The organism is Nocardioides sp. (genome assembly GCF_035697785.1).
GTDB lineage: Bacteria > Actinomycetota > Actinomycetes > Propionibacteriales > Nocardioidaceae > Nocardioides_B.
In genome coordinates, this window is the sequence record NZ_DASSCL010000058.1 from 1 (window position 1) to 26194 (window position 26194).

The 26194-nt window shown below is 72.9% G+C and carries 27 protein-coding genes; 13 read left to right on the forward strand and 14 right to left on the reverse strand.

What is annotated here, in order from left to right; all coding sequences use genetic code 11:
* Nucleotides 1-3: 3 nt before the first annotated feature.
* Together VFH10_RS05910 and VFH10_RS05915 are read right to left on the reverse strand one after the other, a co-directional pair.
* A complete protein-coding gene (locus VFH10_RS05910; RefSeq protein ID WP_325126909.1) occupies nucleotides 4-462 on the reverse strand; it encodes an SAV_6107 family HEPN domain-containing protein in 459 nt (152 codons plus the stop codon).
* An 8-nt stretch (nucleotides 463-470) separates the two neighbouring features.
* Nucleotides 471-818 (reverse strand): DUF6504 family protein, encoded by a 348-nt coding sequence (locus tag VFH10_RS05915; protein ID WP_325126911.1) that lies wholly within the window; start codon nucleotides 816-818, stop codon nucleotides 471-473.
* Between the two features lie 208 nt (nucleotides 819-1026).
* On the opposite strand from VFH10_RS05915, the gene VFH10_RS05920 reads away from it, so the two are divergent.
* From VFH10_RS05920 to VFH10_RS05930, 3 genes are all read left to right on the forward strand, one after another.
* Nucleotides 1027-1476 (forward strand): CHRD domain-containing protein, encoded by a 450-nt coding sequence (locus VFH10_RS05920; RefSeq protein ID WP_325126913.1) that lies wholly within the window; start codon nucleotides 1027-1029, stop codon nucleotides 1474-1476.
* A gap of 62 nt (nucleotides 1477-1538) precedes the next feature.
* Nucleotides 1539-2012, forward strand: a complete 474-nt coding sequence (locus VFH10_RS05925) for a YbaK/EbsC family protein (protein ID WP_325126915.1) — start codon at nucleotides 1539-1541, stop codon at nucleotides 2010-2012.
* A gap of 2 nt (nucleotides 2013-2014) precedes the next feature.
* Nucleotides 2015-2371 carry an ArsC/Spx/MgsR family protein gene (locus tag VFH10_RS05930; protein ID WP_325126918.1) on the forward strand — a complete coding sequence of 119 codons (357 nt, stop codon included), beginning with the start codon at nucleotides 2015-2017 and terminating at the stop codon, nucleotides 2369-2371.
* 6 nt (nucleotides 2372-2377) lie between these two features.
* Here VFH10_RS05930 and VFH10_RS05935 read toward each other — a convergent pair whose 3' ends face one another.
* Entirely contained in the window at nucleotides 2378-4282 is a 1905-nt protein-coding gene (locus VFH10_RS05935; RefSeq protein WP_325126920.1) for an N-acetylmuramoyl-L-alanine amidase, read from the reverse strand.
* Between the two features lie 154 nt (nucleotides 4283-4436).
* Here VFH10_RS05935 and VFH10_RS05940 point away from each other — a divergent pair, with 154 nt between their 5' ends.
* Genes VFH10_RS05940 through VFH10_RS05950 form a run of 3 tightly spaced genes read left to right on the forward strand, consistent with a single transcriptional unit; the run spans nucleotide 4437 to nucleotide 7802 of the window.
* Complete coding sequence (locus tag VFH10_RS05940) at nucleotides 4437-5033, forward strand: DUF4126 domain-containing protein (RefSeq protein WP_325126922.1); 597 nt, start codon at nucleotides 4437-4439, stop codon at nucleotides 5031-5033.
* Between the two features lie 41 nt (nucleotides 5034-5074).
* Nucleotides 5075-6484 carry a hypothetical protein gene (locus tag VFH10_RS05945; RefSeq protein ID WP_325126924.1) on the forward strand — a complete coding sequence of 470 codons (1410 nt, stop codon included), beginning with the start codon at nucleotides 5075-5077 and terminating at the stop codon, nucleotides 6482-6484.
* 10 nt (nucleotides 6485-6494) lie between these two features.
* The gene (locus tag VFH10_RS05950) at nucleotides 6495-7802 is read left to right on the forward strand and encodes a phytoene desaturase family protein (protein ID WP_325126926.1); all 1308 of its coding nucleotides are present in this window, start codon (nucleotides 6495-6497) and stop codon (nucleotides 7800-7802) included.
* 3 nt (nucleotides 7803-7805) lie between these two features.
* Here the strand turns inward: VFH10_RS05950 and VFH10_RS05955 are convergent, their stop codons facing one another.
* Both VFH10_RS05955 and metF read right to left on the reverse strand, forming a co-directional pair.
* Complete coding sequence (locus tag VFH10_RS05955; RefSeq protein ID WP_325126928.1) at nucleotides 7806-8441, reverse strand: SIMPL domain-containing protein; 636 nt, start codon at nucleotides 8439-8441, stop codon at nucleotides 7806-7808.
* On the reverse strand, nucleotides 8441-9355 hold the full coding sequence (gene metF, locus VFH10_RS05960) for a methylenetetrahydrofolate reductase [NAD(P)H] (RefSeq protein WP_325126930.1): 915 nt from the start codon (nucleotides 9353-9355) through the stop codon (nucleotides 8441-8443). Before metF ends, VFH10_RS05955 begins: the two co-directional genes overlap by 1 nt.
* A gap of 75 nt (nucleotides 9356-9430) precedes the next feature.
* Here metF and VFH10_RS05965 point away from each other — a divergent pair, with 75 nt between their 5' ends.
* Both VFH10_RS05965 and VFH10_RS05970 read left to right on the forward strand, forming a co-directional pair.
* Nucleotides 9431-10492 (forward strand): polyprenyl synthetase family protein, encoded by a 1062-nt coding sequence (locus tag VFH10_RS05965; protein WP_325126932.1) that lies wholly within the window; start codon nucleotides 9431-9433, stop codon nucleotides 10490-10492.
* A 70-nt stretch (nucleotides 10493-10562) separates the two neighbouring features.
* Nucleotides 10563-11261 carry a lysoplasmalogenase gene (locus tag VFH10_RS05970; RefSeq protein ID WP_325126934.1) on the forward strand — a complete coding sequence of 233 codons (699 nt, stop codon included), beginning with the start codon at nucleotides 10563-10565 and terminating at the stop codon, nucleotides 11259-11261.
* Between the two features lie 178 nt (nucleotides 11262-11439).
* Here VFH10_RS05970 and VFH10_RS05975 read toward each other — a convergent pair whose 3' ends face one another.
* Together VFH10_RS05975 and VFH10_RS05980 are read right to left on the reverse strand one after the other, a co-directional pair.
* Nucleotides 11440-11829, reverse strand: a complete 390-nt coding sequence (locus VFH10_RS05975; RefSeq protein WP_325126936.1) for a LysM peptidoglycan-binding domain-containing protein — start codon at nucleotides 11827-11829, stop codon at nucleotides 11440-11442.
* 224 nt (nucleotides 11830-12053) lie between these two features.
* Nucleotides 12054-12863, reverse strand: a complete 810-nt coding sequence (locus VFH10_RS05980) for an SDR family oxidoreductase (protein WP_325126937.1) — start codon at nucleotides 12861-12863, stop codon at nucleotides 12054-12056.
* Nucleotides 12864-12988: 125 nt separating this feature from the next.
* Between VFH10_RS05980 and lexA the strand changes: the two genes are divergently transcribed.
* Complete coding sequence (gene lexA / locus VFH10_RS05985) at nucleotides 12989-13708, forward strand: transcriptional repressor LexA (RefSeq protein WP_325126938.1); 720 nt, start codon at nucleotides 12989-12991, stop codon at nucleotides 13706-13708.
* A 13-nt stretch (nucleotides 13709-13721) separates the two neighbouring features.
* Here the strand turns inward: lexA and VFH10_RS05990 are convergent, their stop codons facing one another.
* Nucleotides 13722-14474: a metallophosphoesterase family protein gene (locus VFH10_RS05990; protein WP_325126939.1), complete on the reverse strand. Its 753-nt coding sequence runs from the start codon at nucleotides 14472-14474 to the stop codon at nucleotides 13722-13724.
* A gap of 45 nt (nucleotides 14475-14519) precedes the next feature.
* On the opposite strand from VFH10_RS05990, the gene VFH10_RS05995 reads away from it, so the two are divergent.
* Nucleotides 14520-15554 carry a M28 family metallopeptidase gene (locus tag VFH10_RS05995; protein WP_325126941.1) on the forward strand — a complete coding sequence of 345 codons (1035 nt, stop codon included), beginning with the start codon at nucleotides 14520-14522 and terminating at the stop codon, nucleotides 15552-15554.
* A gap of 7 nt (nucleotides 15555-15561) precedes the next feature.
* On the opposite strand, the gene VFH10_RS06000 is transcribed toward VFH10_RS05995, so the two are convergent.
* Nucleotides 15562-17001 (reverse strand): CapA family protein, encoded by a 1440-nt coding sequence (locus VFH10_RS06000; RefSeq protein ID WP_325126943.1) that lies wholly within the window; start codon nucleotides 16999-17001, stop codon nucleotides 15562-15564.
* Nucleotides 17002-17280: 279 nt separating this feature from the next.
* Between VFH10_RS06000 and VFH10_RS06005 the strand changes: the two genes are divergently transcribed.
* On the forward strand, nucleotides 17281-17460 hold the full coding sequence (locus VFH10_RS06005; RefSeq protein WP_325126945.1) for a hypothetical protein: 180 nt from the start codon (nucleotides 17281-17283) through the stop codon (nucleotides 17458-17460).
* Complete coding sequence (locus VFH10_RS06010) at nucleotides 17457-18098, forward strand: class I SAM-dependent methyltransferase (protein ID WP_325126947.1); 642 nt, start codon at nucleotides 17457-17459, stop codon at nucleotides 18096-18098. Before VFH10_RS06005 ends, VFH10_RS06010 begins: the two co-directional genes overlap by 4 nt.
* Nucleotides 18099-18171: 73 nt before the next feature.
* Here VFH10_RS06010 and VFH10_RS06015 read toward each other — a convergent pair whose 3' ends face one another.
* Entirely contained in the window at nucleotides 18172-20223 is a 2052-nt protein-coding gene (locus tag VFH10_RS06015; RefSeq protein WP_325126949.1) for an ATP-dependent DNA helicase, read from the reverse strand.
* 113 nt (nucleotides 20224-20336) lie between these two features.
* Here VFH10_RS06015 and VFH10_RS06020 point away from each other — a divergent pair, with 113 nt between their 5' ends.
* Nucleotides 20337-20603: a DUF1876 domain-containing protein gene (locus tag VFH10_RS06020; protein WP_325126951.1), complete on the forward strand. Its 267-nt coding sequence runs from the start codon at nucleotides 20337-20339 to the stop codon at nucleotides 20601-20603.
* 12 nt (nucleotides 20604-20615) lie between these two features.
* Here the strand turns inward: VFH10_RS06020 and VFH10_RS06025 are convergent, their stop codons facing one another.
* From VFH10_RS06025 to VFH10_RS06040, 4 genes are all read right to left on the reverse strand, one after another.
* On the reverse strand, nucleotides 20616-22472 hold the full coding sequence (locus VFH10_RS06025; protein WP_325126953.1) for a GH39 family glycosyl hydrolase: 1857 nt from the start codon (nucleotides 22470-22472) through the stop codon (nucleotides 20616-20618).
* Nucleotides 22469-23911: a sulfatase gene (locus VFH10_RS06030; protein WP_325126955.1), complete on the reverse strand. Its 1443-nt coding sequence runs from the start codon at nucleotides 23909-23911 to the stop codon at nucleotides 22469-22471. The genes VFH10_RS06025 and VFH10_RS06030 overlap by 4 nt, the downstream gene beginning before the upstream one ends.
* Nucleotides 23908-25467: a glucoamylase family protein gene (locus VFH10_RS06035; RefSeq protein WP_325126957.1), complete on the reverse strand. Its 1560-nt coding sequence runs from the start codon at nucleotides 25465-25467 to the stop codon at nucleotides 23908-23910. Before VFH10_RS06035 ends, VFH10_RS06030 begins: the two co-directional genes overlap by 4 nt.
* A 41-nt stretch (nucleotides 25468-25508) precedes the next feature.
* Nucleotides 25509-26194 (reverse strand): carbohydrate ABC transporter permease (locus tag VFH10_RS06040; protein ID WP_325126960.1); only part of this gene is annotated, 686 nt, incomplete at its 5' end.

The following is a 26194-nucleotide window of genomic DNA, read 5'->3' on the forward strand; positions in this document are numbered from 1 at the left end:
CGCTCACCTCCGCTGCCGCGGGTCGGGGTCCGTGCCGCCGACCAGCCGCGGACGGGACCGGGCCGGCTCCTGCCCCAGGTGTCCGGTGACCACGGCGAGGAAGGCACCGGCGTCCCGCACCAGGTCGTCGGCCTCCCGCTCGGTGACCGCACGCCGCGATCCCGCCTCGGCGGCCGCCCGCTTGTCGGCCCCGGCGGCGAAGAAGCTGGCCCACTCGGTGAACTCGGGGGCGACCTCGGCCAGCAGCACCCAGGCGTTCTTCTGCGCCGGGCGCCGTCGGGATCGGCCGGTCAGCGGGGTGGCCCGGGCGGCCAGCAGCGCGGCAGTGGCCCGGAGCGCGGCGACGTGGGCCTGGGCATAGCGCAGCGGCACCTCGGTGGTGGTGATCGCCTCCCGCAGGGACTCCGCGGAGCGGGCGAGGTAGGCGTGGCTGGCGGCGGGCACGTGGAGGGGGTGGGTCATCGTCGCTCCTAGTCCTCGCACCGGGTGAGCTGCCAGCTGCCGTCGGCCCAGTCGTAGACCAGGTCGAACACCCCGCCGGTGCGCGCGGCGCTGATCCCCCGGGCCGCCTCGACCCGCCAGACCTCCCGCTCGGCGAGCAGGTCGGCGCCGGCGGGGGGTGTCGCGTGGTCGGAGCCGAGCACCGCGTGCGCGCCGGCGGACTGCCACCACGGCCCGGTCTCCACCCAGTGCGCGACCACGTCGCACACCTTCCACAACCGGCCGCGCCACAGGAACTGCTCGGGACCCTCCTGGGCCCCACCCGGTCCGTCCACCATCCCCCGGCGTACCTCCACGGGGTCGTCGTAGCGCCGCATCAGCCCTCCTTGCTCGTCGCCGCTCCTCGGCGGGACGGGGTCGAGTCAGCCCCGCCGAGGGAGATATTCGAACACTTGTTCGAACACTTCGACGGTACACCGCATCTCCGACAGGGCGTCAACCCCCTCAGGTAAGTCAGGTCGGACGGGCTATTGCCGATCGGGCTAGACAGGCCAAGAGTGGAGACACTCGACTGGAGGTACTCCCATGGCCACTACCCTCCGCGCGCGCGCCGCCCTCCTCACCGCGGCCGCGCTCCTCCCCGCCGCCGTCACCACGACCACCCTGGTCGCGAGCGCCGACGCCTCGACCGCGGCTGCTCCGGTGGTGCTCCGCGCCACCTTGAGCCCCAGCGGCGACCCCAACGGGTCGGGCAGCGCGGTCGTCCGCCTCAACAAGGCCAAGAAGCGCGTGTGCGCGGTCCTGGACTGGAAGAAGATCGGGCAACCCGACGCGGCCCACATCCACAACCGCAGCGACGGCACGATCAAGATCGACCTGGTCAAGGCCGCCACCGCCCCCGACGGCGCCGGTTGCACCAGGGGCGTCAAGAAGTCCGAGATCGCCGACGTGATCGAGCACCCGGCTCGCTACTACGTCAACGTGCACAACACGAAGTACCCGGCCGGCGCCATCCAGGGCAACCTGCACCGCTGACCGAGCGCTCGTCCTCCGCCCCGGGGCACGGGGTCCACCGCCGTGCCCTAGGGTCCGGGAGCATGAGTGACGAGCACCCAGCGATCGCCCACTTCCGCAGCGAGCTCGAGCGGCGAGGCGGCACCGGACGCATCGTCGTCCTGCCCGGCTCGGTGCACACCGCCGCCCTCGCCGCGGAGGCGCTCGGCTGCGAGGTCGGCGCGATCGCCAACAGCCTGCTCTTCGACGCCGGCGACCGCCCGGTGCTGATCCTCACCTCGGGCGCGCACCGTGTGGACACCGAGCGGGTCGCCGAGCGGATCGGCGTGCCCGCGCTCCGGCGGGCCACCCCCGACTTCGTCCGCGCCCACACCGGCCAGGTGATCGGTGGCGTCTCCCCGATCGGGCACCCGGCACCGGTGCCGACCTACATCGACCCCTGGCTCCGGAAGTACGACGAGGTGTGGGCCGCCGCGGGCCACCCGGCCGCGGTGTTCAGCAGCAGCTACGACGAGCTGATGGTGATGACCGGCGCGGTCGAGACGGAGGTCGACTGACCATGGAGATCTGGGTCAACCCGTCGTGCTCGAAGTGCCGGGCGGCGACCGCCGCCCTCGACGAGGCGGGCGTCGCGTACACGGTGCGCCGCTACCTCGACGAGCCGCCGACGGTCGAGGAGCTGCGTGCCGTCGTCGAGCGCCTCGGCGTCGAGCCGTGGCACGTCGCCCGCGACAAGGAGACCCGCGCGGCCGGCATCGACCTCCCCCGCGACGCGGACCATCGCGACGAGTGGCTCGCCGCGATGGTCGCGCACCCCGGCGTGATCCAGCGGCCGATCCTCACGGCCGACGACGGCACCACCGTCGTCGGCCGCGACGGCGACAGCCTCGACCGGGCGATCGCCGCTGAGGGCTGACCGGCCTCACTGGCCGGAGAGCACCCGGACGTCCTCGGCCTTGACGTAGCCGAACCGGTGTCCGACCCAGACCTGGTAGTACTTCTGCTGCCCAGTGACCACGGTCTTGTCGCCGGGGAGCGAGTTGTCGAACGACTTGGCGTAGTAGTAGTCGGTCGGCACCGTCTTGTCGGCGAGGACGTACTGCTGGCCGGGCTGCAGCGTGATCGGCGTCTTGTTGTCCGCTCCGGCCAACGTGGGCTGACCCTGGTAGGGGACCGGGGTGCCTGCGTACGCCGCCTCCTCGGGGTAGGCCCGCTGGTAGACGGTGACCGGCCCGGCGCCGGCAGCCTCCACGACCTCACCCTGCGACGGCACCACCACCGGGTCGTCCTTGGGGCTCTTGATCCAGCCCTCGAGTCCGTCCCACCACACCTGCAGCCAGTCACCCTGGCGGTCGGCGACGTAGAACTGGTGCCCCGCGACGGCCCGCGCGTTGCGGTCGGAGACAAGCTCGGTCGACCCCTCGACCAGCGGTGCGGTGTCGCTCGGCGCCGTGCGGACGTCGACGTAGTTGGTGCCGAACGCCGGGCACGTCGGTCCCGCGCCGTAACAGCCTTCGAGAACCCGCTGGTTGTCGGCGAAACCGGGCTTCACCGTGACGATGTTGCTCGTGTGCTTGTTGCCGTGCCCCCTGATGGGCGCACCGAGGATCTGCATGTAGTGCTCCCAGTCCCAGTACGGCCCCGGGTCCCACTTGTAGTTGGAGGAGCCGAACTCCTCGTGACCCACCACGTGGGCCCGGTCGAGCTCGTAGCCGTAGTTCTTCGCCAAGTACCTCACCAGCTGGGCCGACGAGCGGTAGAGCGCCTCGGTGTACCACTGCCCGGGCTCGCCGGCCTTGCCCTCGTGCTCGACACCGATCGAGTGCATGTTGAGGTACCAGTTGCCGGCGTGAGCCGCGACGTTCCGGTTGGCTACGTGCTGGTCGACGTGACCGTCGTTGGAGCGGATCGTGTAGTGCCAGGAGACGAAGCGGTTGGGCTCGGCCTCGCCCTTGATCAGCTTCGTGCACACGTCGTAGGTGCACTCGGTGTTGTGCACGACCAGGTAGTCGACGGACAGGTCCTTCTCCCGGTCGGCCAGGTCGTAGTTGACGTACTGCGTCGGCGCGGGCCCGGTGGATCGGTACTGCGCCTCCACGACGTCGCAGGCGATCGAGCTCGGGCACTCGAGCTCCTGGACGCCGGGCAGCAGCAGGCGCGAGTCCTCCACCGCCTGCGTGTCGACCGTCGCCCCGGGGTGGGCGGCCAGGGTGACGGAGTCGCCGAGGTCGTTGGTAGCGGTCGCGCCGGTGCGGAGCACGTCGAAGACCAGGCGGGCGTAGTGCAGCGCCTCGTCCTCGGCGGCGGTGCCGGCGTTGAGCGCGACCGCCTTGCTCCAGGCGGCGGGTGCCTGCGCGTTGGTGGCCGGCTGGTACGACGCCAGCACTGCGGCGCCGCCGCAGATGTTGGCGACGGGGTCGTTGCGCAACCGCGCCGCCCCGATGCCGGTGATGTCGGCAGCCAGCGGTAGCGAACCGGCCCGGTCGGGCAGGCCGCGGTTGCGGTCACCCTTCGCCGCGCTCGGCTCGGCCGTCACCGGCTGGTCGGTCAGGTGCATCACCCCGTAGCCGCCCGACGTGCTGGGAGCGCCGTCGTTGTGGCTCCATCGCGAGCCGAGGTAGCCGACCGCGAGCAGCACGTCCGTGGGGACACCGCTCACCTTGGCCGCCCGCTCGAACGTCGCCTGTGTGTCCGAGGGGCCCTCCAGGCAGGCGCTCCAGTCCTGAGCCGCCGCCGAAGGCGTGATGAGGGCGAGTCCGGCGAGTGCGAGTGCGCCGACGGACGCCCCCACCCCGAGCCGCAGCCGACCTGTCTGTGTGCGCGTCAAGGCCGCGCCCCTTTCCCGAGATCGAAACCCGACAATTCGCCGAGCTCCGTCAGCCAACCCCGCCGGCCGCACCGGCGTCAAGGGTTTCGGGCGGTGCAATTAGTCCGTTGGTCCATTTCCGTGCCGACGGTCGGGCCGGCCCTACGATGTGCGCGTGGACCTGCTGCCCCTGGTGGTGTCGAGCGGATGGGCCAGCGGCGTGAACGCCTACCTGGTCGTCCTCGTCTTCGGCATCGCCGACCGCGCCTGGAGCCTGGCCGAGATCCCCGACGTGCTGGCCCGCACCGACGTGCTCGTGGTGGCCGGCGGGCTCTACGCGTTCGAGTTCGTCGCCGACAAGATCCCGTACATCGACTCCACGTGGGACGCGATCTCGACGGCCATCAGGCCGACCGTGGCCGCGGTGATCGCGGTGCTGCTGGCAGGGGACGCCTCGACGCTGGAGCAGGCGGTCCTCGCCGTCGTCGGTGGCGGGACCGCGCTGGCGTCCCACGGTGTCAAGGCCGGTCTGCGGCTGGCGATCAACACCTCTCCCGAGCCGGTCACCAACAGCGCCACCAGCCTCGCCGAGGACGTGTCGGTGGCCGGCGTCGTACTCCTCGCCCTCGCCCATCCGTGGATCGCGCTCGCCGTCTGCCTGCTCCTGCTCGCCCTCGGTGTCACCACCGTCTTCCTCCTGGTACGCCGGATCCGGCGCGGCTGGCGCAGGTGGCGCACGCGCGAGCCCCGCGCCGGGGTGGGCGCCCCGTAAACCGTTCGCCGCACGCGCCACGCGTTCCTAGAGTGCCGTCCATGGACCTCGGGGACGAGCAGCAGCGCGCGGAGTGGAAGGCTCGGCTGGGCTCGATGTTCCGGGACCGCAAGGTGCTCACCGGAATGCTCCCGCTGGCCGCCATGACTCCCTGGGTGGCGATGCTGCGGGAGGCCGGGGCACGACGGCCTCTGGTGCTGGCGACCGGGACCGGCGCCGGCCCGGTGCCCACCGAAGAAGAGGCCGAGGTCCACTTCCTGGAGACCGACCACCATCGCTCCATGACCGAGGAGCTGCGTGCCGTGGACCACCTGGCCCGGCACCTGCCGGAGCCGGCGGCAGCCGCGGTCGCCGCCTACGACCCCGACCGCACCGGGTGGTGGCTGGCCGGCCCGTTCGTGGCGGCCGAGCCGATCGACGGTCGCCCGGTCGTCGGTGGGCGACCGGCGGCCTGGCTCGCCCTGGAGGACAAGCTCCTCGCCGAGGGGATCTGGTCCGAGGTCGGCGCCCTGCACGCCGAGGCCCGGGTGCGGCCCGTGGACGCCGCGGTGCTCCGCGACGCGTCGGCCGACGTCGATGAGGGCGCCGGGGTCGTCTGGGCCGGGGACGCCCGCGACGGCTTCAACGGTGGCGGCGACTTCACCCGTTGGGTGCTCACCGACGAGGACCGGGCCGCGGCCCTCGCCTTCTTCGCATCCCGGTGCGACCGGGTCCGCGTGATGCCGTTCCTGGACGGGGTGCCGTGCAGCATCCACGGCATCGTGCTGCCCGACGGCACGGCGGCGTTCCGGCCGGTCGAGCTGGCCATCCTGCGCGGTCCCGACAGGCAGTTCGTGTACGGCGGCCAGGGCACGACCTGGGACCCGCCCGAGGCCGACCGCGAGGCGATGCGCGAGCTCGTCCGGCGTACCGGCGAGCACCTGCGCGCGCGGGTCGGCTACCGAGGTGCCTTCGGCATCGACGGCGTGCTCACCGCCGGGGGCTTCCGCCCCACCGAGCTCAACAGCCGGGCCGCCGGCGGCCTGAACACGCTCGCCACCGGCCTCGACGGCGACGGGTTCACGCTGCTGCAGATCGTGTGCGTCGCCGACCGGGACCCCGGCGTGACCGTCGCGGAGCTGGAGGGCTGGGCGGTGCCGGCGATGGACGCACATCGGGTCGCGAAGGCGATCGGAATGAGTCGTCGTCGGGTCGTCGAGCAGTCCGTCGACCTGCCGGTCGTCTGGGACGGCACGACCCTGCGACGAGCCGACGCCGAGCAGGCGACCGCGACGGTGCAGGTCGGCCCCAGCGCGGTCGGCGCGTTCTGCCGGCTCATGGGCGACGTGCTCTCCCCCGGTGAGCGTCTCGGCCCCCTCAACGCCGCATTGTTCGGGTTCCTCGACGACGAGCTCGGCACCGGCTTCGGACACGTCGAGGTCGCGCCCGACCTGCGGACCGCCACGCCGTAGGGTGCCCGCCATGGCACGGGTGGTGGTCGTCGGCGGTGGGATCGGCGGCACCGCGTCGGCCGTCCGGCTCGCCAAGCTCGGTCACCGCGTCACCCTGGTCGAGCGCCTCGACCGGGTCGGGGGTGCGGTGGGCTTCGTGGAGCGCGACGGCTTCCGGTGGGACACCGGCCCGACGTCGACGGCGCTGCCGGCGGCCGTGCGCGACCTGTTCCGCAAGTCGGGCCGCCCGTTGGAGCGCGAGCTCGAGCTGGTGCCGGTCGAGCCGATGCGCGAGCACCGCTTCGGCGACGGCGCCGTGCTGTCCCTCCCTTCGGGCAGCCGATCCGCGCAGATGGACGCGGTCGACGCGGCGCTGGGACCCGGCTCTGGACGCGCCTGGGCCGACCACGTGCACTCCTTCGCGGAGCCCTGGGACCTGCTGCGGCGCAGCTACTTCGAGCGGCCATACTCCCCCGACCACCAGGACCGACGGGCGGCCGACCTGCTGCACACCCGGTCGACGCTGCACCGGGTCGTCCGTCGGGCGTTCCGCAAGGACGAGCGCCTGCGCGGGCTCGCCCTCACCCATGCCGTCCTGGACGGCCACGACCCGCGCAACGTGCCCGCCTGGCTCGGCCTGCTGGACTACGTCGAGCAGAACTTCGGCACCTGGACCGTCCCCGGCGGGATGGGCCGGCTGGCGGAGGCGATGGACAAGCGGCTCCGCGAGCGGCGGGTGGAGGTGGTCCTCCGTACGACGGCGCGCGACATCGTGGTGCGCGGGGAGCGGGCCGTCGCCGTCGCCACCTCGGCCGGCGACCTGGACGCAGACGTCGTGGTGTGCGCGATCGACCCGCGCGGCCTGCCGGCCCTCGCCGACCACGTGCGGCGCACGATGCCAGCGCTCCCGCCCGTGGTCTCGCACCTCGGCCTGGTCGGCGACGTGCCCGCGCTGCCGCACGAGGTCGTCCTGCACGGAGACCCCACGCTGGTGCTGCGCACCAGTGGCACCGCTCCGGAGGGCGCCGCCGCCTGGACGGTGCTCGGGCGTGGCCGGCTCGCCGAGGACGTGCTCACGGCCCTGGCCAGGCGGGGCCTCGACGTCCGCGCGCAGGTCAGCGTGCGCGTCGACCGGTCCCCCCGCGAGCAGGTGGTCGCCTGGGGCGGGTCGCCGTACGGCGTGCTGTGGCAGGGCCGCGCGACGCTCACCCAGAAGCTCGGCACCGCCACCCCGGTGCCGGGGGTGTACTGCGCCGGCGCGCACGTGGCCGGGGCGACCGGGCTGCCGTTCACCGCGCTGACGGCGGCCGTGGTGGCCGAGCAGGTCGGCAAGGCGTGAGGCTCAGGCGCTGCTGGTCTGCCAGGTCACGGTGACGGTCGCGGTCACCGACGCCGCGCCGGGCTCGAACGTCGTCGACGCCGCCGCGACCCGGATCGCCCCGAGCGGGCTCGGGCCGCCGGCGTTGCCGCCCTCCACGACCGTGAGCGCGCCGTCGACCCGCTGCCCGGCCAGCGCCGCGAGCTGGTCGGCCTTGGCGCGCGCATCCGCGAAAGCCAGCTCGCGAGCCAGCGCCGCCATGTCGCCGGTGACCGTGACGAACGGCTCGACGTGGTCGACCCGGAGCCGGCGCGGCGCGGCCTCGGCGAGGGCGTCGATGAGCTCGCCGGCCCGGCCGAGGTCAGGACAGACGACCTCGAGGTTGTGGGACGCCTCGTAGCCGTCGGGCTGGTCGGGGCCCTGGTGCCACTCGCCGATGCGCATCCCGCGGCTGCCGATGCCGTCGTCGGTGAACCGCCGGGCAACCGCGACGACCGCCTCGAAGGCGGAGGCACAGCCAGCCAGGGCCTCCGCGATCGAGTCGGCGCGGTGCCGCACGGTGAGGTGCAGCCGCAGCGCGTCGGGCCGTCCGGGCGCCTCGCCCTGGCCCACCGTCGTGACGGTCGTCGGCCCGCCGGGCTCGGCGACCGGGTCGGCCATCAGCCCACCGCCGCGCGCAGCCCGGAGTAGATCTCGCGCGTGGCCTTGGAGCGGTTGAGCGTGTAGAAGTGCAGCCCCGGGGCGCCACCGGCCAGCAGGGCGTCGCAGAGCTCGGTCGCGATCGCAATGCCTTCGGCGCGCACCGCCGCCGGGTCGCCGTCGTACTGGGCCACCCGGGCGACCGTCTCCTCGGGCAGCGCCGCGCCGGACAGCTCGGCCATCCGGCGGATCTGGTTGAGGTTCGTGATCGGCATGATCCCGGGGATGATCGGGATGTCCACGCCCAGCGCGGAGACCCGGTCGACGAGCCGGAAGTAGTCCTCCGGCCGGAAGAACAGCTGGGTGATCGCGAAGTCCGCGCCGGCACGTGCCTTCGCGGCCAGCACCCGGGCGTCGGAGTCCGCCGACGTCGCCGACGGGTGCGCCTCGGGGAACGCCGCCACCCCCACGCAGAAGTCGCCCAGCGACTTGGTCAGCTCGACCAGCTCGACCGCGTAGCGCAGCCCCTCCGAGTGCGCGACGTAGGGGGCCGACGGACCACCGGCCGGGTCGCCGCGCAGCGCCAGCACGTTGCGCACGCCGGCCCCGGCGTACGACCCGATCACCGAGCGCAGCGTCCGCACCGAGTGGTCCACGCAGGTCAGGTGCGCGAGCGGCGTCATCGAGGTGTCCTGGGCGATGCGCTCGGTGATCCCGACCGTGCGGTCCCGGGTAGAGCCGCCGGCGCCGTACGTCACCGACACGAAGGTCGGGCTCAGCACCTCCAGCTCACGCAGCGCCTTCCAGAGCTGCTTCTCCCCCTCGAGGTCCTTCGGGGGGAAGAACTCGAACGAGAACGACCGCTCCCCGGCAGCGATCAGCTCCCGGACGGTGCTCGCACCGCCGGGCATGCGTGAGGGCAGTCCCAGAGCCATGGGCCCAAGGATAGGTGCCGCACGCCGCGCAGACGCGCCACGTCCAAGCCGGGTGCGCCGAAGTAGGCTGCGCCGGTGACCTGGGACCCCGCGGACTTCCGTGCCGCCGTGCAGGCGGAGCTCGACGCGTTCGTCGCCGAGCAGTCCCGCCGGCTGGCGCCGCTCGGCGCGGACGCCGACCAGCTGGTGCTGGCCGCACACGAGGCGGTCCGCGGCGGGAAGCGGTTCCGCGCGTCGTTCTGCCACTGGGGCTACCGGGCGGTCCGCGACGACGTGGCCGACCCGGCCGCGCTCGTCCGCGCCGCCGCCGCGCTGGAGCTGCTGCACGCGAGCGCGCTGGTCCACGACGACTACATGGACGCTTCGGCCACCCGCCGCGGGCGACCGGCCACCCACACGATGTTCGAGGCGCGGCACCGGGAGCTCGGCTGGTCCGGGTCACCGCAGCAGTACGGCGCGGCCGCGGCGATCCTGCTGGGCGACCTGCTGCTGTCGTGGTCCGACGAGCTGCTGCGCCGCTGCGGCTTCGCGCACGACGTGGTGCGCGACGCCCTGACCGTGTTCGACCACACCCGCAGCGAGGTGATCGCCGGGCAGTTCCTCGACGTGTCGGTGCAGGCGCGCGGCGAGTCCGACGTCGCACTGGCGATGAAGGTGCTGCGCTACAAGTCGGCGAAGTACTCCGTCGAGCGGCCGCTGCACGTCGGCGCCGCGCTGGCCGGTGCCGACGGGGGCACGCTCGCGCAGCTCTCGGCGTTCGGCCTCCCGCTCGGCGAGGCGTTCCAGCTCCGCGACGACCTGCTCGGCGTGTTCGGCGACCCGGAGGCGACCGGGAAGCCCGCCGGGGACGACCTGTCCGAGGGCAAGCGCACCGTGCTCGTCGCGCTGGCCCTCGACGCCGCCCCCGCCGACGAGGCCGCCCGCCTGCGAGCGGGTCTCGGTCGCGAGCTCTCGGCGGCCGAGGTGACCGAGCTGCGCGGCGTGATCGAGCGGTCCGGCGCGGCGGCGGACGTCGAGCGGCGGATCCACACCCTCACCGAGGAGGCGCTGGTCGCCCTCGAGGCCGGGAGGTTCGCGGAGCCGGCCCGGGGGGCGCTGCGCCAGCTCGCGGACGCCGTCACCCAGCGCGTGCACTGACCGGGCGTCCGCCGTCCGCCGGGCGTCCTCCCGCGGTCCGGCACGGCCCCGGTGCGGCACGATATCCGCCATGCCGACCCCCAGGACACTGGCCGCCACGGCGGCGTACGTCGCCCTCGCCGCCACCGACACCGTCCTCGCCGGCCGGACCGACAGGGTCGCCCGTCGGGCCCGGTTCCTGGTCAAGCCGTTGCTCATGCCGGCCCTCGCCGTGGCCTTCCACGAGGGCACCCGCGCCGGCGACGATCCGATGCTGCGTCGTACCGCCGCCGCCCAGGCGTTCTCCTGGGGCGGGGACGTGGCGCTGCTCGGCCGCGGGGAGAAGGCGTTCCTCGCCGGCGTCGGCTCGTTCTTCGCCGCGCACGTCGCCTACGTCGCCGGGTTCGCCTCCGCCCGCGCGCCAGCGCCTACGGGACCGGCTCGGGGCGGGGTGAAGGCGGCCGCCGCGCTCTGGGTGGCGGCCGGTCCGGCGATGGCCGTGGCGGCCGGACGCCGGTCGCCCCGGCTGGCCGCGCCGGTGGCGGCGTACGCCGGGGTGCTGGCGACCATGTTCGGCGCGTCCACCGCCCTCGACCCGGCGATGCCGCGGCGAGCACGGACCACCGTGCGGGCCGGCACGACGCTCTTCCTGGTGTCCGACACCCTGCTCGGCGTGCAGGACTTCCTGCTGACCGAGCCCCACCCGGCTCTCGAGCGTGCGGTGATGGCCACCTACACCGCAGGTCAGGGGCTGATCGCCTGGGGCGTCGCCCAGGGCCTCGATCGTTGAGACGCGCCTTGTGAGGCCTTCAAGCGCGCGCATGAAGACCCCGCGGGGCGCGTTTCAACGGGAACAAGCGAAGGACGGAGCCGCACCAGCGGCTCCGTCCTTCTTCCCCTATGCCAGCGACCCGGGTCGAGGAGGTCGGCGGCAAGTCTTGTGGGGCGAGCGTCACGCTCGCGGTGGCTCAGCCGATCGGGACGGCGAGCTCCTGGCCGACCGCGACCCCGGAGCCGGACATCGCGTTGAGCTCCTGAATGCGGTGGGTCATCTCCCGAACCTCGCCTGGGGCGGCGACCTCGGCGGCGATCCCCCAGAGCGTGTCGCCGGGCTCGACGACGACCGAACGGGTGGGCACGGGCGTGCCGGCCTCGCCGGTGGCCGCGGAGGTCGCTCCGAACACGGTGAGCACGACCGACACGACGACCAGGAACAGCACCGTCAGCACCAGTCGGCCGCGACGGGTGAGCCGCACCGGAGCGGCGGGCGCGGCGACGGGAGCCGCAGCGACGGGCCGGGCGGGTGCGGGGCGGCGGCGCGGGACGGTCAGGCCGGGCGTGGCGGCGATGGTGCTCATCTCAGACCTCCGGGGGAAGGATTCGGCGGCGGTGTCCATGTCCGAAGGTGTACCGAGGTGCACCGACAGTTTTCCGAACCGGCCGTACCCGGCAACCGGCCGGGAGTCGAATGCCTGTTCGATCGAACACGTGTGCGACGTTAGAGCATGTGTTCGAATGAATCAAGCCTCGCTTTCGCAGGCGTGTTCGAACGGGATCGGCCGGTCCCAGAGGTCAGCGGGGGTCAGCGGCGGCGCATCACCCGACGGCCATAGAGCTCGAAGGCCCTGAAGCCGCCGCGCGCCTGCGACGGCAGCAGCGAACCCGCCCGGATCAGCGGCGACCGCCAGGTCGGCAGGGTGCGGACGACCCGCCGGGACCCGATGAGCGCGACCGCCGCCTCGGCCACCTCGTCCACCTCGAGCAACCGGCCGCTCGAGTGCACGATCGCCTTGGCCGGCCCGTCCGGGCGCATCGCCGCGACCATGTCCGTGTCCACACCGTCGGGGCACAGCGCGTGCACCCGCACGCCGCGTGGTGCCTCGACCGACGCGGAGGTGGTGACGGAGACGACGGCGGCCTTCGTCGCGGCGTACACCGCGAGTCCGGGGACCGGCCCCAGCGCCGAGGCGGACGCGATGTTGACGATGTCACCGCCCCTTGGCCCGAACGCCCCGAACGCCGCCCGCATCCCCCACAGCAGCCCCAGCAGGTTGACGTCCACCAGTCGCCGCACGGACTCGGACGTGACCCCGGTCAGGGTGCCGTCGTCGCCGACCCCGGCGTTGTTGACCCAGACCGCGAGCCGGCCGTGGCGGGCCGCCTCGTCGACGGCCCGCGCGTGCGAGCTCTCCTCGCGGACGTCCTGGGCCAGCCAGCCCGCGGCGCCGATCTCGTCGGCCGTACGACGGACCGCGTCGCCGTCGAGGTCGGTGACCACCACGGCGTACCCGCGCTCGACCAGCCGGCGCGCCACGGCCCGGCCGATGCCGCGGGCCGCCCTGGTGACCACGGCCACCCTCGGGCGCTGGGAGTCGGTGGGGGCTGCCGTCATGTGCGGCAGCCAACCACGACACGCCGTTCGAACATGTGTTTGAACCCACGGCCCCTCCCGCACTACGGTGGTCGCACCCGCTCCAGTGAGGACCCCGGCTCCGCCAGGGGAGAACAGGACACGTCATGGCAGGCAAGAAGAGCACCGCAGCCGGCGCCTCGGGACAGGTCGCCGAGCTCCCCGACGGGCCTCCCGACGCCAGCGGCCTGACCCCCCGCCAGCAGCGCGTCCTCACCGTCATCAAGGACTCCATCGAGCGCCGCGGCTACCCTCCGAGCATGCGCGAGATCGGCGAGCGCGTCGGGCTGACCAGCTCCTCCTCCGTGGCCCACCAGCTGCGGGTGCTGGAGGAGAAGGGCTACCTCAAGCGCGACCCCAACCGGCCCCGGGCGCTGTCGGTCTTCGACCCCGACACCAGCGGGTCCGTGTCGGGCCCGGTCGACGAGACCGGCGTGGGCGACGCGATGCCGGCCCCCAACTACGTCCCGCTGGTCGGGCGGATCGCCGCCGGCGGGCCGATCCTGGCCGAGGAGCGCGTCGAGGAGATCTTCCCGCTGCCCAAGACGCTGGTCGGTGACGGCACGCTGTTCCTGCTCGAGGTCTCCGGCGACTCGATGATCGACGCCGCGATCTGCAACGGCGACTACGTCGTGGTGCGCCAGCAGCCCACGGCCGAGAACGGCGAGATTGTCGCCGCGCTGCTCGACGGCGAGGCCACCGTCAAGACCTTCCAGCGCAAGGCCGGCCAGGTCTGGCTGCTCCCCCACAACGACGCCTACGACCCGATCGACGGCACCCACGCCACGATCCTCGGCAAGGTCACGGCGGTGCTGCGCCGGGTCTGACCGGCACACCGCGCTACGCGCCGGCGAGCTCCACGAGCAGCAGCGGGCCGCCGTCGTACCGACCCCCGTCGATCGCGACGACCAGCCCGTCGGCGTACGCGATCGGACCCTCGATCTCGTGTGACGGCTGCCCCGTCAGCGTGCCGATGATGCTGTGCCCGTGCACGATGCAACCGCCGCCGAGCGCGCCGAGGACGTCTCGGGCCACCCGGGTCCCGTCTCCGCGGGCGAAGTCGTAGCGACTGGTCAGCGAGGCGAACACCTCCCAGTGCGCCTCGGCATCGTCGTCGGCCAGCAGCGAGGTCACGGTGGCGTTGATGTCGTCGACCGAGTCGCCCCACTCCAGGTAGTCGGTGGTGTCGGAGTGCATCAACAGGTAGTCACCGTGCCGGGCCACGACCGGCAGTCCCCGCAGCCATTCCACGTGCTCGTCGGTGAGCCGGTCCTGGTCGGACTCGTGGCCGCCGTTGATCGCCCACACCTCGCCGAAGCGAGTGTCGGGGAACAGCTTGTAGCCCAGGGCGAGCGCCTCGTGGTTGCCCATGAGCATGTGCACCTGCTCCGGTGCCTGCTGCTGCAGCGAGCGCACCAGGTCGATTGCGCCGACGCCGTCGGGGCCCCGGTCGACCAGGTCGCCGAGCACCCAGAGCTGGGCGTCGCCACCGGTCCATCGCGCCTCGTCGTCGACCAGGCCGGCTTCCGCGAGCGACTGCCGGAGGTCGGCGACGTAGCCGTGCACGTCGCTGACCACGAAGAGGGACGTCATGTCCTCATCCTGTCAGCCCACCGTCCGGCCTCGTAGGCTCGCCACATGGACCCCGGGGCGGCCCGCTGGTGGCGGGCCGGAGCAGCCGCCGTCGCGCTGGCCGTGACCCTCGGCTGCACCGCGGACTCCGATGGCTCGCCTGACCCGTCCGGCAGCCCGTCGTCGGCACCCTCCTCCAGCGCGTCGCCCTCGCAGCCGTCGGGTACGCCGTCGTCGCCACCGACCCCGTCCGCCTCCGCGTCGGAGCCGGCGACCGAACCGCCCGCGCCGGCCGAGCCGGTCAGGTTCTCCGGCGCCCGCGCCAACGCCGACGTCCGCCACCTCGCCGGCCGGATCGGGCCGCGGTTGGCGACCGGCCCCTCCTACCGCCGCGCCGCGGACTGGGTGGCCGCCCGGTTCCGTCGGCTCGGGTACGACGTGCAGCGGCAGACGTTCCCGGTGCCGGCCGGGGACTCGTGGGGCGTGCCCGTCGGGGCCGGGCGTTCGGCCAACGTGGTGGCCACCCCGCCCGGCTTCGACGCGTCCCGCCCGCACCGGCTGGTCGGTGCGCACCTCGACACGGTGGCGGTCGCGCCCGGCGCCGAGGACAACGCCAGCGGCGTGGCGGTGGTGCTGGAGCTGGCGCGACTGGCCCGGTCGGAGGAGCCCGCGCTACCGACGGTGTTCGTGGCCTTCGGTGCCGAGGAGCCGGTGGGGGACGGCGACGCGCTGCACCACTTCGGCTCGAAGCGCTACGTGGCCACGATGACCCGCCCGCAGCGCCGGGCCCTCCGGGCGATGGCGGCCTTCGACCGGGTCGGGGTCGGGCGAGTGGTGCCGGTGTGCACCGGGCCGCTCTCCCCCGCCGTCGTGCAGCGGCAGGTGCTGCGCACGGCCCGCCGGCTCGGCGTACCGACGACGGCGTGCGGTGACAACACGACCAGCGACCACTGGTCGTTCGAGAAGGCCGGCTATCCCGTCGCGCGGTTCGGGAGCATCCCCTATGCCGGCTACCACTCCGCCGGCGACGTACCCGCCGTCGTCGCGCCGGCACAGCTGGCGCGCACCGGCCGGGTCGCCTGGGCCTGGCTGCGTTCCTAGTGCCTGCCTAGTAGCGGAAGGCCGGGCCGCTCGTCGCGCCCAACAGCCGCAGGGTCGGCAGGCCGGCGCCCCACCGGACGAAGCGAGGGGTGAACGAGGCATCCATGCGGTACGGCGCAAGCTCGGCCGCCAGCAGCCGGTTGCCCCACCACGTCGTCTCGAGCACGACGCCGAGCATCGTCTCGGTCATGAAGTCCATGTCGAACACGAAGTTGCCGAGCGACTGAGCCACCAGAGCCTCCCCTACGGTCGAGACGCCCTGCACCCAGTGCGGGTGGCCGCCCACGACCAGGTCCACACCGGCCGCGACCAGCTCCCGGGCGACCCGACGCTGCACCGGCTCGGGGCGGTTGGTGTACTGCGTGCCCCAGTGCGGGAGCGCGACCACGACGTCGACCCGGTCGTCGAGGCGGCGTACGTCGCCGAGGAACCGGTCGAGCTCGCGCGCATCCAGCGGCCCGGTGCGCGGCGGCATGCTCACCGACACCGCGCCGGTGGTGCGCGGTCCGGCCTCCGGGGTCTCGCCGATCGCGTTGAAGCCGACGAACCCGAACCGGGTCCCGCGCACCTCGACGATCGCCGGTCGGCGGGCCGCCGCGAGGTTCCGGCCCGCGCCGAACGGGGTCAGTCCCGCGGCCTCGAGGCGGGTCACGGTCTGCCGGAGCGCCAGCGGACCGAAGTCGCCGGCGTGGTTGTTGGCCAGGCTGAGCACGTCGAAGCCGGCGTCGGCCAGGGCGGGGCCGACCGCGGGGTCGGCCGCGAACGAGTCGCCACCCTGTCGCGGCGCACCGGCCCGGGACAGCGTGCTCTCCAGGTTGCCGACGGTGACATCCGCCGCCCGGAGCCGTGCAGCCGTGGGCCGGAGCTGGCGGCCGTGGTCACCGGCCGCCGCGGACGCCACGCCGCGGCCAAGCATGACGTCGCCCACCACGGTGAGCGTCGTCGGCCGTGGCGGGCACTCGTCGGCCTCCACCCGCACCGGGTACGCCCGCGGCCGCTTCAACGGGTGCACGCCGTCGACCACCGCGACCCGCACCCGGGGGTCGACCAGGTGCGCCGGCAGCACCGCGACCGCGGACGGGTCGCGCACCACGGCGCGGACGCTGCTGACGAGCCGCGCCCCGGTCGCGCCGTCCGCGACAGCCCGGGCGCGCTGCTCGGAGAGCCGCAGCGGGCGGCGCGAGTGGTGCCGAGCGATGACGAGAGGCTCCGTGCACTCCGGCTCCCCGTCATCGGTCCCGGTGGCGTTTTCGCCCGGTGAATCGGTCGGTGACTCGGTCGGTGACCCGGCCGGTGAATCGGTCGGTGACTCGGTCGGTGACTCGGTCGGTGACGCGACGGACCGGGTGGTCGCGTCCGCGGGGCGTGCCTCCGGCTCCGTCGTACACGCGGCGGCGGCGAGCGCGACCAGTGCCGCCGCGCCAGCACCCCACCGGCTCCGTCTCACCCTCCTGACGGTAGCGGGGGTGGATTACCACGGTCCCGTGGTACTCGCCCGCTTCCCGGTGTGAACTCCCCGCGGGGAGCGGTGGATCACCACGGTCCCGTGGTAATTGGCCCCCGAAAACGGCCGACACCGGACCAACCGCCGATTCCGCGAAAGATGGGTGCTAGCCCCCATTACCGGGCCGTCGGATGCCGCCAAGGATGGAGATCAGGCACGTACGTCGCCCCGGCTCACCCAGCCGGGCCGACGACCCCAGTCCCGCCCGGAGGCGATGGCGCAATGCAGCTGGAAGTCCAGGAGATCGTGGAGTGGCTGGCCCGCAAGGGTCGACTCGAGACGGCTTTCGAGGTGGAGGGTGCGCTCCCGCCGCACGTGGACACCGAGCGCGACCGGGACCTGCTGCGAGAGGCCGGGCTCGACGTCGACGAGCTCGTGTCCGACGTCAAGCGGGGCGGGTGAGTCTCGCACCCGCTGTCTGGGCCCCGACTGTCGGCCACGAGCCGTCGCGCTTCGACGCGTGGGCGGCGACCTACGAGCTGAGTGACCTGCAGGCGCTGGTGTTCGACCCGGTCCACGTCGTGGTGGCCGACCTGCTCCGGCGCCACGCCGACGGCCGCCGGGCGCTGCTGGACCTCGGCTGCGGCACCGGACGGCTGCTGCGCCGGCTGCGGACCGAGCCCGGGGGCATCGCCGAGGCGGTCGGTGTCGACCCCGCCCCGAGGATGCTGGCCGAGGCCCGCAGGAGACGTACGCCAGCCCGGCTCGTGTGCGCATCGGCGGAGCGGCTGCCGTTCCCGACGGGGGCGTTCGAGGTCGTCACCGTCTCCATGTCGGTGCGGCACTGGCAGGACCGGGACGCCGGCCTGGCGCAGGTGGCCCGGGTGCTGGCCCCCGGCGGCGTGCTGGTCGTCGGCGAGCCACGCCCGGCAGGTGCCTCCGCTCCACGGCCCCGACGTCGATGGGGCCTGTCATCGGCAGCCGCCTGGCCGGGGCTCGAGGTGCTGGGCGGTCACGGGCTCGATGTCGTGGACGCGAAGCCGGCACCGGTACGCGGGCCGGTGCCGCCGGTCGACGTGGTGGTGGCCCGACGGAGGTGACGGGGCGCCCGTAGCGGATTCGTCTGCGGTCGGCCCGCCTGAATCACCCCATAAAGCGCAGACGAATCGTTGTTCAGCCGGCGAGCCGCTTGAGCGCGGTCAACACCACGTCGCGGTCGGTGGTGCGCCACATCGGGGGCAGCGAGTCGGCGAGGAAGCGGCCGTAGCGGGCGGTGACCAGACGCGGGTCGAGGATCGCCACCACACCCTTGTCGGACGTGGTGCGGATCAGCCGGCCGGCGCCCTGGGCGAGCAGCAGCGCGGCGTGCGTGGCGGCCACGGACATGAAGCCGTTGCCGCCCGCGCGGTCCGCGGCCCGCTGCCGCGCGGACATCAGCGGGTCGTCGGGGCGCGGGAACGGGATCCGGTCGATCAGCACCAGCTGACAGGTCTCGCCTGGCACGTCGAGCCCCTGCCACAACGAGAGCGTGCCGAACAGGCAGGCGTGCGGGTCCTCCACGAACAGCCGCGACAGCTCGGGCAGCTGCGCCTCGCCCTGGGCGAGCACCGTCAGGTGCGGCAGCCGCTCCCGGGCCGACTCCGCCGCGGTCTCCGCGGCGCGCCGCGACGAGAACAGTCCCAGCGTGCGCCCGTCGGCCGCGTCGACGAGGTCGACGATCTCGGTGAGCTGCTTCTCCCCCAGCCCGTCGCGGCCGGGCGGCGGCAGGTGCCGCGCGACGTAGAGGATGCCCTGGCGTGGATAGTCGAACGGCGACCCGACGTCGATGCCGCGCCACGGCTCCCGATGGTCCTCCGAGTCGGGACCGACCACTTCCGGGTTCTCCGCCGCCGCGACCAGCGGTGAGGGGTCGGCGTCCTCGTCGACCCGCTCCGACGGCTTCAGCCCGATGCTGGTCGCCACCGACGCGAAGTCGCCGCCCAGCATCAGCGTCGCACTGGTGAAGACCACGGTCTTCTCGGCCAGCAGCTTGGCGCGCAGCTGTCCCCACACCTGCAGCGGCGCCACGCAGAGCACGTCGCCACCGCGCTGCCGGTCCCGCCGCGAGAGCCAGAGCACGTCGGACTCGAGGCCGGCGGCCATCCGCTCGACGTTCTTGAAGATCTCCTGCACCCAGCCGCGCGCCTGGGTGCGTCCGGGGTCGACCTCCCCCTGGCCGGACTGCTCCTTGGGGAACGCCGACAGCAGCGCCCGGGCGGCGTCACGCACCAGCACGAGAGCGTCGGCGAGCTCGGTCGGCAGGCTGTCGAGCCGGCCCTCCTCACACCCCTCGAACGCGTCGCGGAGCGCGTCACCCGCGTCGGCCAGGTCGTCGGCCTCGCTCCCGCTCCCCGCGCCCGAGGAGACGTGCTTCTGCGAACGCCGGGCGGCGCGGAGGATCTCGGGCACCGACAGCTCGTCGGTCGCCGCCTGGGTCACCCGCGCGGTCAGCTCGTGGGCCTCGTCGATCACGACCACGTCGTACTCGGGGATCATCGGCACGCCCTCGATCGCGTCGATCGCGAGCAGCGAGTGGTTGGTGACCACGACCGACGCCTGAGCGGCCTTCTCCTTGGCGCGTTCGGCGAAGCACTCCATCGCGAACGGGCAGCGGGTGGCGCCCAGGCACTCGCGGTGGTTGACCGAGACCTGACGCCAGAGCTTGTCGGTGTGCTTGGGTGCGGAGTCGCGGTCGCCGGGTCCGCCGGTGTCGGCCTGCTTCTCGGCCCAGGCCCGCAGCTTGAGCACCTCGGAGCCCATCGTGCCCTCGGGCACGTCGACGAGCACGCCCTGGTCGTCGGGCACCCCCTCGCGGACCCGGTGCAGGCAGGCGTAGTTGGACCGGCCCTTGAGCACGGCGTACGACGGCGTGCCCCCCGGCAGCAGATGGTCGGCCGCCTCCAGCAGGGCGGGGATGTCGCGCTCGACGAGCTGGTGCTGCAGGGCCAGGGTGGCCGTGGCGACCACCACCCGCCGGTCGTGGAGCAGCGCAGGCACCAGGTAGCCGAGCGACTTGCCGGTGCCGGTGCCGGCCTGCACCAGCAGGTGCTCGCGGGTGCTCATCGCGCGGGCGACCGCCTCGGCCATGCGGATCTGGCCCGGGCGCTCCTCGCCGCCGAGCTCGGCCACCGCGCCCGCTAGCACCTCCGTCACGGAGGGGGTCGGGAGAGTGGTCTGCTCGGGCACCGAAGAACCCTAACCGCCGGGACCGACCGACCGTGCCGAACGGTCCACAGCGACCCTAGACTCGGGGATGACCCCTCCGTCGCACCCCGCCCCTACCAGGAGGTGGACCCACCATGACGACCAAGGCATGGAACGTACAGGTGCGCATCGACGAGCAGGGCGACGACACCATCGCCGACGCCGTGCTCAGCCTGGACAACAAGATGGAGGTGCGCGGCCAGGGCCGGAGCCGCCGCAACCCCGCCGACGAGTCCGTGCACCTGATCGGCGACGAGCTGGCCACCGCGCGGGCGCTGTCGGACCTCGCCAACGAGCTGCTCCACGTCGTCGCCTCCGACATCGAGTCCAGGACCCACGTCCCGGCCAGCCTGCAGATGTGACGGCCGGTCGGGTCAGCCGACCGGCTCCAGCCGCAGGAACGCCATCGACGGCATCCGGAGCGTGACCTCCACGCTCAGCGAACCGTGCTCGTCGGCGTGCACCGCCCGGCCGGGCGCCAGCTCCTCGAGCCGGTCGGCGGCGCGCAGGGCCTCCCACTGCTCGTCGGTCGGCCACGCCTGGTCGTCCGCCTTGATCGCTCCCCAGGTGCCGGCGACGTTGGAGTGGTCGGCGTCGACGCCCTGCACCGTCAGCTGGTACGACGCTCCCGGGGTGAGCCCGTCGACCCGCACCGTGACGTCGCGGTCGAGGGCCGCCGACCCGGCCGCCTTGGACTGGTCGAGCGTCATGTTCCAGGCGAGCACCGACACGCCCCCCGCGTCGTCCCGGGTGGCGAGCGCCTCCACCAACGAGCCGCCGCCGTCGCCGGTCAGCGTGACCGGCAACCGGGCGTCGTCGAGACGCTCGAGCAGCCGCAGCGCCCACCAGCGGGGCTTGCGCAGCTCACCGACCGTGCGCAGGCCGAAGCCACCGTGCAGGAGCGCCGGCGGGCGGCCGAGCTCCTCGAAGTGGTCGGACACCACCCAGTAGGACAGCGCCTCGATCCGGTCCATCGCCGAAGCCATCCCGCGGAGCAGGAACACCCCTGAGAACACCGCGTCGCTGACCTCGTTGAAGTGCACGGGCGTGACGCCCCACTCGGTCCACCAGATCGGCGTGCCGGCGCGGCCGTACCGCTCCAGCGACGGCCGGAAGTCCAGCGGCGGGCTGCCGTAGGTGTGGGTGGAGACGAAGTCGAGCGGTGCGCCGGACTGCTCGACGTGCGCGAGCAGCTCCTCGACCCAGCCGGCGGCTGCGGACGAGGGCCCACCCACGACGAGCCGGTCGTCGACCGCGCGGACCGCGGCCGCGGTGACGTCGTACATCTTCATCCACTCGTCGGGGGTGCCCGACCAGAAGACCTCGAGGTTGGCCTCGTTCCAGACCTCGAACGACCAGTGCTCGACGACCTCGTCGATACCGTAGCGCTCGACGATGTGCGCGGTGAGGTCGCGGACCAGGTCGCCCCAGCGCTGCCAGTCCTTCGGCGGCGACACGATCGCGCCGTAGTCGAACACCGTCTTCGACGGGTCGCTGGCCAGGTCGTGCGGCATGAACGAGATCTCGACGACCGGGTACAGCCCGAGGCTGCGGATGTGGTCGTAGACGCGGTCCACGCCGGTGAAGTCGTGCACCGGCTCGCCGTCCACCTCGGTGTAGACGTGCAGGTCGTCGCAGAGGATGCCGTGCGCCCGCACCGTCTCCACGCCCAGCTCGGCGACGGCGGCCTTCAGCGCCGAGGTCAGCTCCTCGCCGATCACTCGGCCGCCCGTGGTGTCGCTCGACACCGCGTGCGACAGGTGCTCGCTGCCGATCATCGGCCGCCACGGCCGGGCCAGGGTGCCGGCCGGTCCCGCGGCGTCGACGGCCAGCTCCACCCGACCCGCCTCCCTGCCCGGGGTCGCCGACACCCGCTCCGACGGGTCGCCCTCGACGGCGACGTCGGAGAGCGTCGTGACTGCGTACCAGCGCTCCTGCCCGGGCGTCCCGGTGGTGTCGACGTACGGCGGGTGCGGCACCGCCTTCACGTCCATGCCCCGGTGGTCGACCGGTGCCAGCTCGCCGTCCGCGGAGTCCGACACGTGCACCTGGTAGCCGACGGCGCCGGCCACCGGCTCCCAGTCGAGCGTGACCTGCGCACCGCCGGCCGTGGCCGTGACCCCGGCCGGCGGGGCGAGGCGCGGGGCCCTGTTGGCGGAGGGGCCGGTGGTGGCCTCGCCGGAGCGGATCCCGATCCGCTCCTCCCAATCGGTGCGGGCGTCTGTCGTCACGGTCGTCCTGCTTTCGTCGTGGGCGGGTGGGTCGGTTCCGGGATGTCGTCCCCGAGTTCGGTGGCGAGCCGGTCCAGGGCCGCGGTCAGCGTCCGGACGTCGTCGGCGTACGCCGGGTCGTCGTACACCGACCGCATCTCCTCGGGGTCGGCGACGAGGTCGAACAGCTCCCACTCGACCTCGGTGGTCTGCTCCGACGCGCCGGGCTGTCCGCACCCCGAGCCGTAGTAGTGCACGAGCTTGCGGTCGTGGGTCCGGATGCCGCGGTGTGCCGCCACGTGGTGGCTGCCGTCCAGGTGCTCCCAGTAGCGGTAGTAGGACTCGGTGCGCCATCCGACCTCGACCGGGTCCTCCCCGGCCAGCAGCGGCACCATCGAACGGCCCTGCATCCTCGGCAGCGGGTCGACCCCGGCGAGCTCGAGGAACGTCTGCGCGAAGTCGACGTTGAGCACCAGCGCGTCGGTCGTCGAGCCGGGCGGCACGAGCCGCGGGTAGCGCACCAGCAGCGGCGACTCGAGGGACTCGCGGTACATGAACCGCTTGTCGTACCAGCCGTGCTCGCCGAGGAAGAAGCCCTGGTCGCTGGTGTAGACGACGACCGTGTCGTCGGCCTGGCCGCTCGCGTCGAGGTGTGCGAGCAGCCGCCCGACGCTCTCGTCGACGGCGACCACGCAGCGCAGGTAGTCGGCGAGGTAGCGGTCGAGGGCCCAGCGGGCGTGCTGCTCCTCGTCGAGCCCTGTGGGCGGTTCCTCCTTGAGGTCCTCCAGGTTCAGGTCCCTGGCCACCCGCATCCGGGCCTCCCGGGCCGCCGTGGCGCGTCCCTCGTAGTCGTCGAAGAACGTGCGTGGCGGCTTGAAGCCGTCGGTGAACAGGTCCCGGTGCCGCTCGGCCGGCACCCAGGGGCGGTGCGGCGCCTTGTGCTGCACGAGCAGGCACCACGGGTCTCCGCCACCGGAGACGGAGTCGAGCCAGTCCAGGCTCAGGTCCGTGATCAGGTCGGTCGCGTAACCCGGCCGCACGTGGGAGCTGCCGTCGGGGAGCAGGAACTCCGGGTCCACGTAGTCGCCCTGGTCGGGCAGCACCTCCCACGTGTCGAAGCCACGCGGGTCGTGCGGCTCCCCGTGCCCGAGGTGCCACTTGCCGAAGAGGGCCGTCCGGTAGCCGGCGTCCCGGAGCAGCTCCGGGAACGTCGGCTGCCGGTTGTCGAACTCGGTCGACAGCGTGGTCACGCCGTTGCGGTGGTTGTAGGTGCCGGTGAGGATCGTCGCCCGGCTCGGCGCGCACAGCGAGTTGGTGCAGCCGCACGCGTCGAACCGCATGCCCTCCACCGCGACGCGGTCGATCTGCGGGGTCACCTGGTGGGCGCCCGGATAGCAGCCGACCGCGTTCACGGCGTGGTCGTCGGCGACGACGAGGAGGATGTTGGGGCGAGAGGTCACTCGGCGCGTCCCGCGGCGAACTCCTCCATGCGCATCATCGGCTCGAGGTGCGTCTTCATCGCGCCCTTCGAGACGTAGCCACGCAGGCTGTCGTCGGCGAGCCGGTTGCCCAGCGCGGCCATGACCATGCCCTGGTCGAGGGCGAGGTAGCGCTGGGACACCTGGCCGCTGCGCACCGCGACTGCGTCGTAGAAGCCACCGGCTCCGTAGGCGTCGAAGTCCTCCTTGATGTTCCGAAGGTTCTTGAGCGCGGCGTCCTCGGCATAGCGGAGGGCGAGGAATGACGCATGCGGCGTGACCACGCCGTCGCCGTACTCGGTGGGAGCGGGCGAGCCGGCGCGACAGTCGCCGTAAGCCTGGTCGACGGAGGTGCGCTCCTGGTCGGAGGTGTAACCGGCTCCATCCATGCCGAGCTGGTCGACGCCGTACTCGCGGTAGCCACCGGCAGGGTTGTTCGAGGGTGAGAAGCCCCAGTAGCCGTAGCCGGCCTCGTCCATGCCGTGCTCGATCTGGCCCTCGACGAACAGCGGGTGGTTGACACCCCACGACCGCGGACCCCACTCCTCTTCCGGCACGAAGAGCGGCACCATCAGCGCCTCGAACATGCTGCCGCCCCAGGTCGGGACGACGTGCAGGCCGCGGTAAGGGAGCGCGCCCTCGAACACACGCTGGCCCAGGTACTCCCGCCATGTGCCGACCGGCTTGGTCTCGGTCCACGACCAGTCGCAGTTGTCGTTGGGGAAGGTCCGGTAGGTGCCGAAGTAGTGAACGTCGGGGATCTGCCCGGCGGCGATGCCCAGGTAGGAGGCGATCCGCGGCTCGGTGTTGAACGCGCCGTAGTGGTGGCCGGTGTACCAGACCTCGGGGCCGCCGCAGTAGGCACCCTTCACCGCCGCGGCGTCCTGGGGGTCCTCGTCCCAGAACCCGCCGCGGATCTGACCGCCGGGGGCGTTCTCGGCCGGGTTGTAGTAGCAGCTGAAATCCATGCCCTCGCGGATCTCGCGCGCCTCGTCGGCGAGCGCGGGAACGGCACGCTCGGTCAGCAGCAGGCCGTTGGCCAGCCAGCCGTTGTCGACCGAGGAGAGGAACGGCTTGATCGGGTCACCCGACTCCGGGAACGTGTACAGCTTCTTGCCGTTGTTGGGGTTGTACCAGTTGTAGAACATTCCCGACGGCTCGTGGCGCTCGAGCTTGGCCACGGACGCCAGGGTCTTGGCGATCCGCTCGCGCGCCTCGGTGCCGCTGATGAGGCCGATGTCGCGCGCCGCGACGGTGCTCCAGAGGTAGCCACCGATGTTGGTCGGCGAGGTGAACTCGCTGCGGGTCTTTTCCTTGAGCGAGCCACCGATGTTGTCGCTGGGCAGTCCGGTGCGGGGGTGAGCCATGGCCGCCATCGACCTCCAGGTGTCGGCGGCGTACTGCTCCAGCACGGCATCGTTGTCGGCAGCCGCGGCTGTGCCGGTGGCGCCGACCGAGGCCACGAGACCGGTCACGACGGCGACCGCCGTGGCCGCTCCGAGGATCCTTCGTCTGCGCGTGCGTAGTGCATCGAACATGTCGTTCCTCCCGAGAGGTGGATGGACGTGCGAGGTGTCGGTTACTTGATGCCGGTCATGGAGATGCCCTGCATGATGTGCCGCTGCAGGAACAGGAACACCGCGATCACCGGGATGACCGTCACGACGGAGCCGGCCAGGAGCAGGCCGTACTGCGTGGCGTTCTGACCCACGGCGTAGAGCGCGAGGGCCACCGGGAGGGTGTACTTGTCCTCGTTGGTCGCCACCACGAGCGGCCACAGGAAGTTGTTCCACGAGGACAGGAAAGTCAGGATCCCGAGCGTCGCGAGCGCCGGCCAGCACAGCGGCATGATGACCGAGAAGAAGATCCTCAGCTCCCCCGCACCGTCGATGCGGGCCGCCTGGATGAGCTCGTCGGGCAGGCTGAGGATGTACTGCCGCATCAGGAAGACCCCGAACGGGCCGGCCAGGAACGGCAGCGCCATGCCGGTCAGCGTGTTCGCCAGGCCGAGGTTGACCGTCAGCACGAACAGCGGCACGAACGTCACGACGCCGGGGATCATCAGCGTGCCGAGCACGATGGCGAACAACGCCTTCCTACCGCGGAACTCGAGCTTGGCCAGGGCGTAGCCGAGCATCGAGCAGAAGATCATGTTGCCGAGTGTCACGGCGACGGCGACGACGATCGAGTTGACGAAGTACGTCGTGAAGTCCAGCCGGGTGAACAGCTCGTCGAAGTTGGCCCAGGTCATGGACTCGGGCCACA

Excerpts from the sequence above, each read along its gene's own strand:
- VFH10_RS05955 (WP_325126928.1), bottom strand. The coding sequence starts at position 8,441 with ATGGCCGACCCGGTCGCCGAGCCCGGCGGGCCGACGACCGTCACGACG.
- metF (WP_325126930.1), bottom strand. The coding sequence starts at position 9,355 with ATGGCTCTGGGACTGCCCTCACGCATGCCCGGCGGTGCGAGCACCGTC.
- VFH10_RS05950 (WP_325126926.1), top strand. The coding sequence starts at position 6,495 with ATGGCACGGGTGGTGGTCGTCGGCGGTGGGATCGGCGGCACCGCGTCG.
- lexA (WP_325126938.1), top strand. The coding sequence starts at position 12,989 with ATGGCAGGCAAGAAGAGCACCGCAGCCGGCGCCTCGGGACAGGTCGCC.
- VFH10_RS05925 (WP_325126915.1), top strand. The coding sequence starts at position 1,539 with ATGAGTGACGAGCACCCAGCGATCGCCCACTTCCGCAGCGAGCTCGAG.
- VFH10_RS05975 (WP_325126936.1), bottom strand. The coding sequence starts at position 11,829 with ATGAGCACCATCGCCGCCACGCCCGGCCTGACCGTCCCGCGCCGCCGC.
- VFH10_RS05945 (WP_325126924.1), top strand. The coding sequence starts at position 5,075 with ATGGACCTCGGGGACGAGCAGCAGCGCGCGGAGTGGAAGGCTCGGCTG.
- VFH10_RS05980 (WP_325126937.1), bottom strand. The coding sequence starts at position 12,863 with ATGACGGCAGCCCCCACCGACTCCCAGCGCCCGAGGGTGGCCGTGGTC.
- VFH10_RS05970 (WP_325126934.1), top strand. The coding sequence starts at position 10,563 with ATGCCGACCCCCAGGACACTGGCCGCCACGGCGGCGTACGTCGCCCTC.
- VFH10_RS05930 (WP_325126918.1), top strand. The coding sequence starts at position 2,015 with ATGGAGATCTGGGTCAACCCGTCGTGCTCGAAGTGCCGGGCGGCGACC.
- VFH10_RS05910 (WP_325126909.1), bottom strand. The coding sequence starts at position 462 with ATGACCCACCCCCTCCACGTGCCCGCCGCCAGCCACGCCTACCTCGCC.
- VFH10_RS05920 (WP_325126913.1), top strand. The coding sequence starts at position 1,027 with ATGGCCACTACCCTCCGCGCGCGCGCCGCCCTCCTCACCGCGGCCGCG.
- VFH10_RS06035 (WP_325126957.1), bottom strand. The coding sequence starts at position 25,467 with ATGTTCGATGCACTACGCACGCGCAGACGAAGGATCCTCGGAGCGGCC.
- VFH10_RS06005 (WP_325126945.1), top strand. The coding sequence starts at position 17,281 with ATGCAGCTGGAAGTCCAGGAGATCGTGGAGTGGCTGGCCCGCAAGGGT.
- VFH10_RS05990 (WP_325126939.1), bottom strand. The coding sequence starts at position 14,474 with ATGACGTCCCTCTTCGTGGTCAGCGACGTGCACGGCTACGTCGCCGAC.
- VFH10_RS06020 (WP_325126951.1), top strand. The coding sequence starts at position 20,337 with ATGACGACCAAGGCATGGAACGTACAGGTGCGCATCGACGAGCAGGGC.
- VFH10_RS05915 (WP_325126911.1), bottom strand. The coding sequence starts at position 818 with ATGCGGCGCTACGACGACCCCGTGGAGGTACGCCGGGGGATGGTGGAC.
- VFH10_RS05995 (WP_325126941.1), top strand. The coding sequence starts at position 14,520 with ATGGACCCCGGGGCGGCCCGCTGGTGGCGGGCCGGAGCAGCCGCCGTC.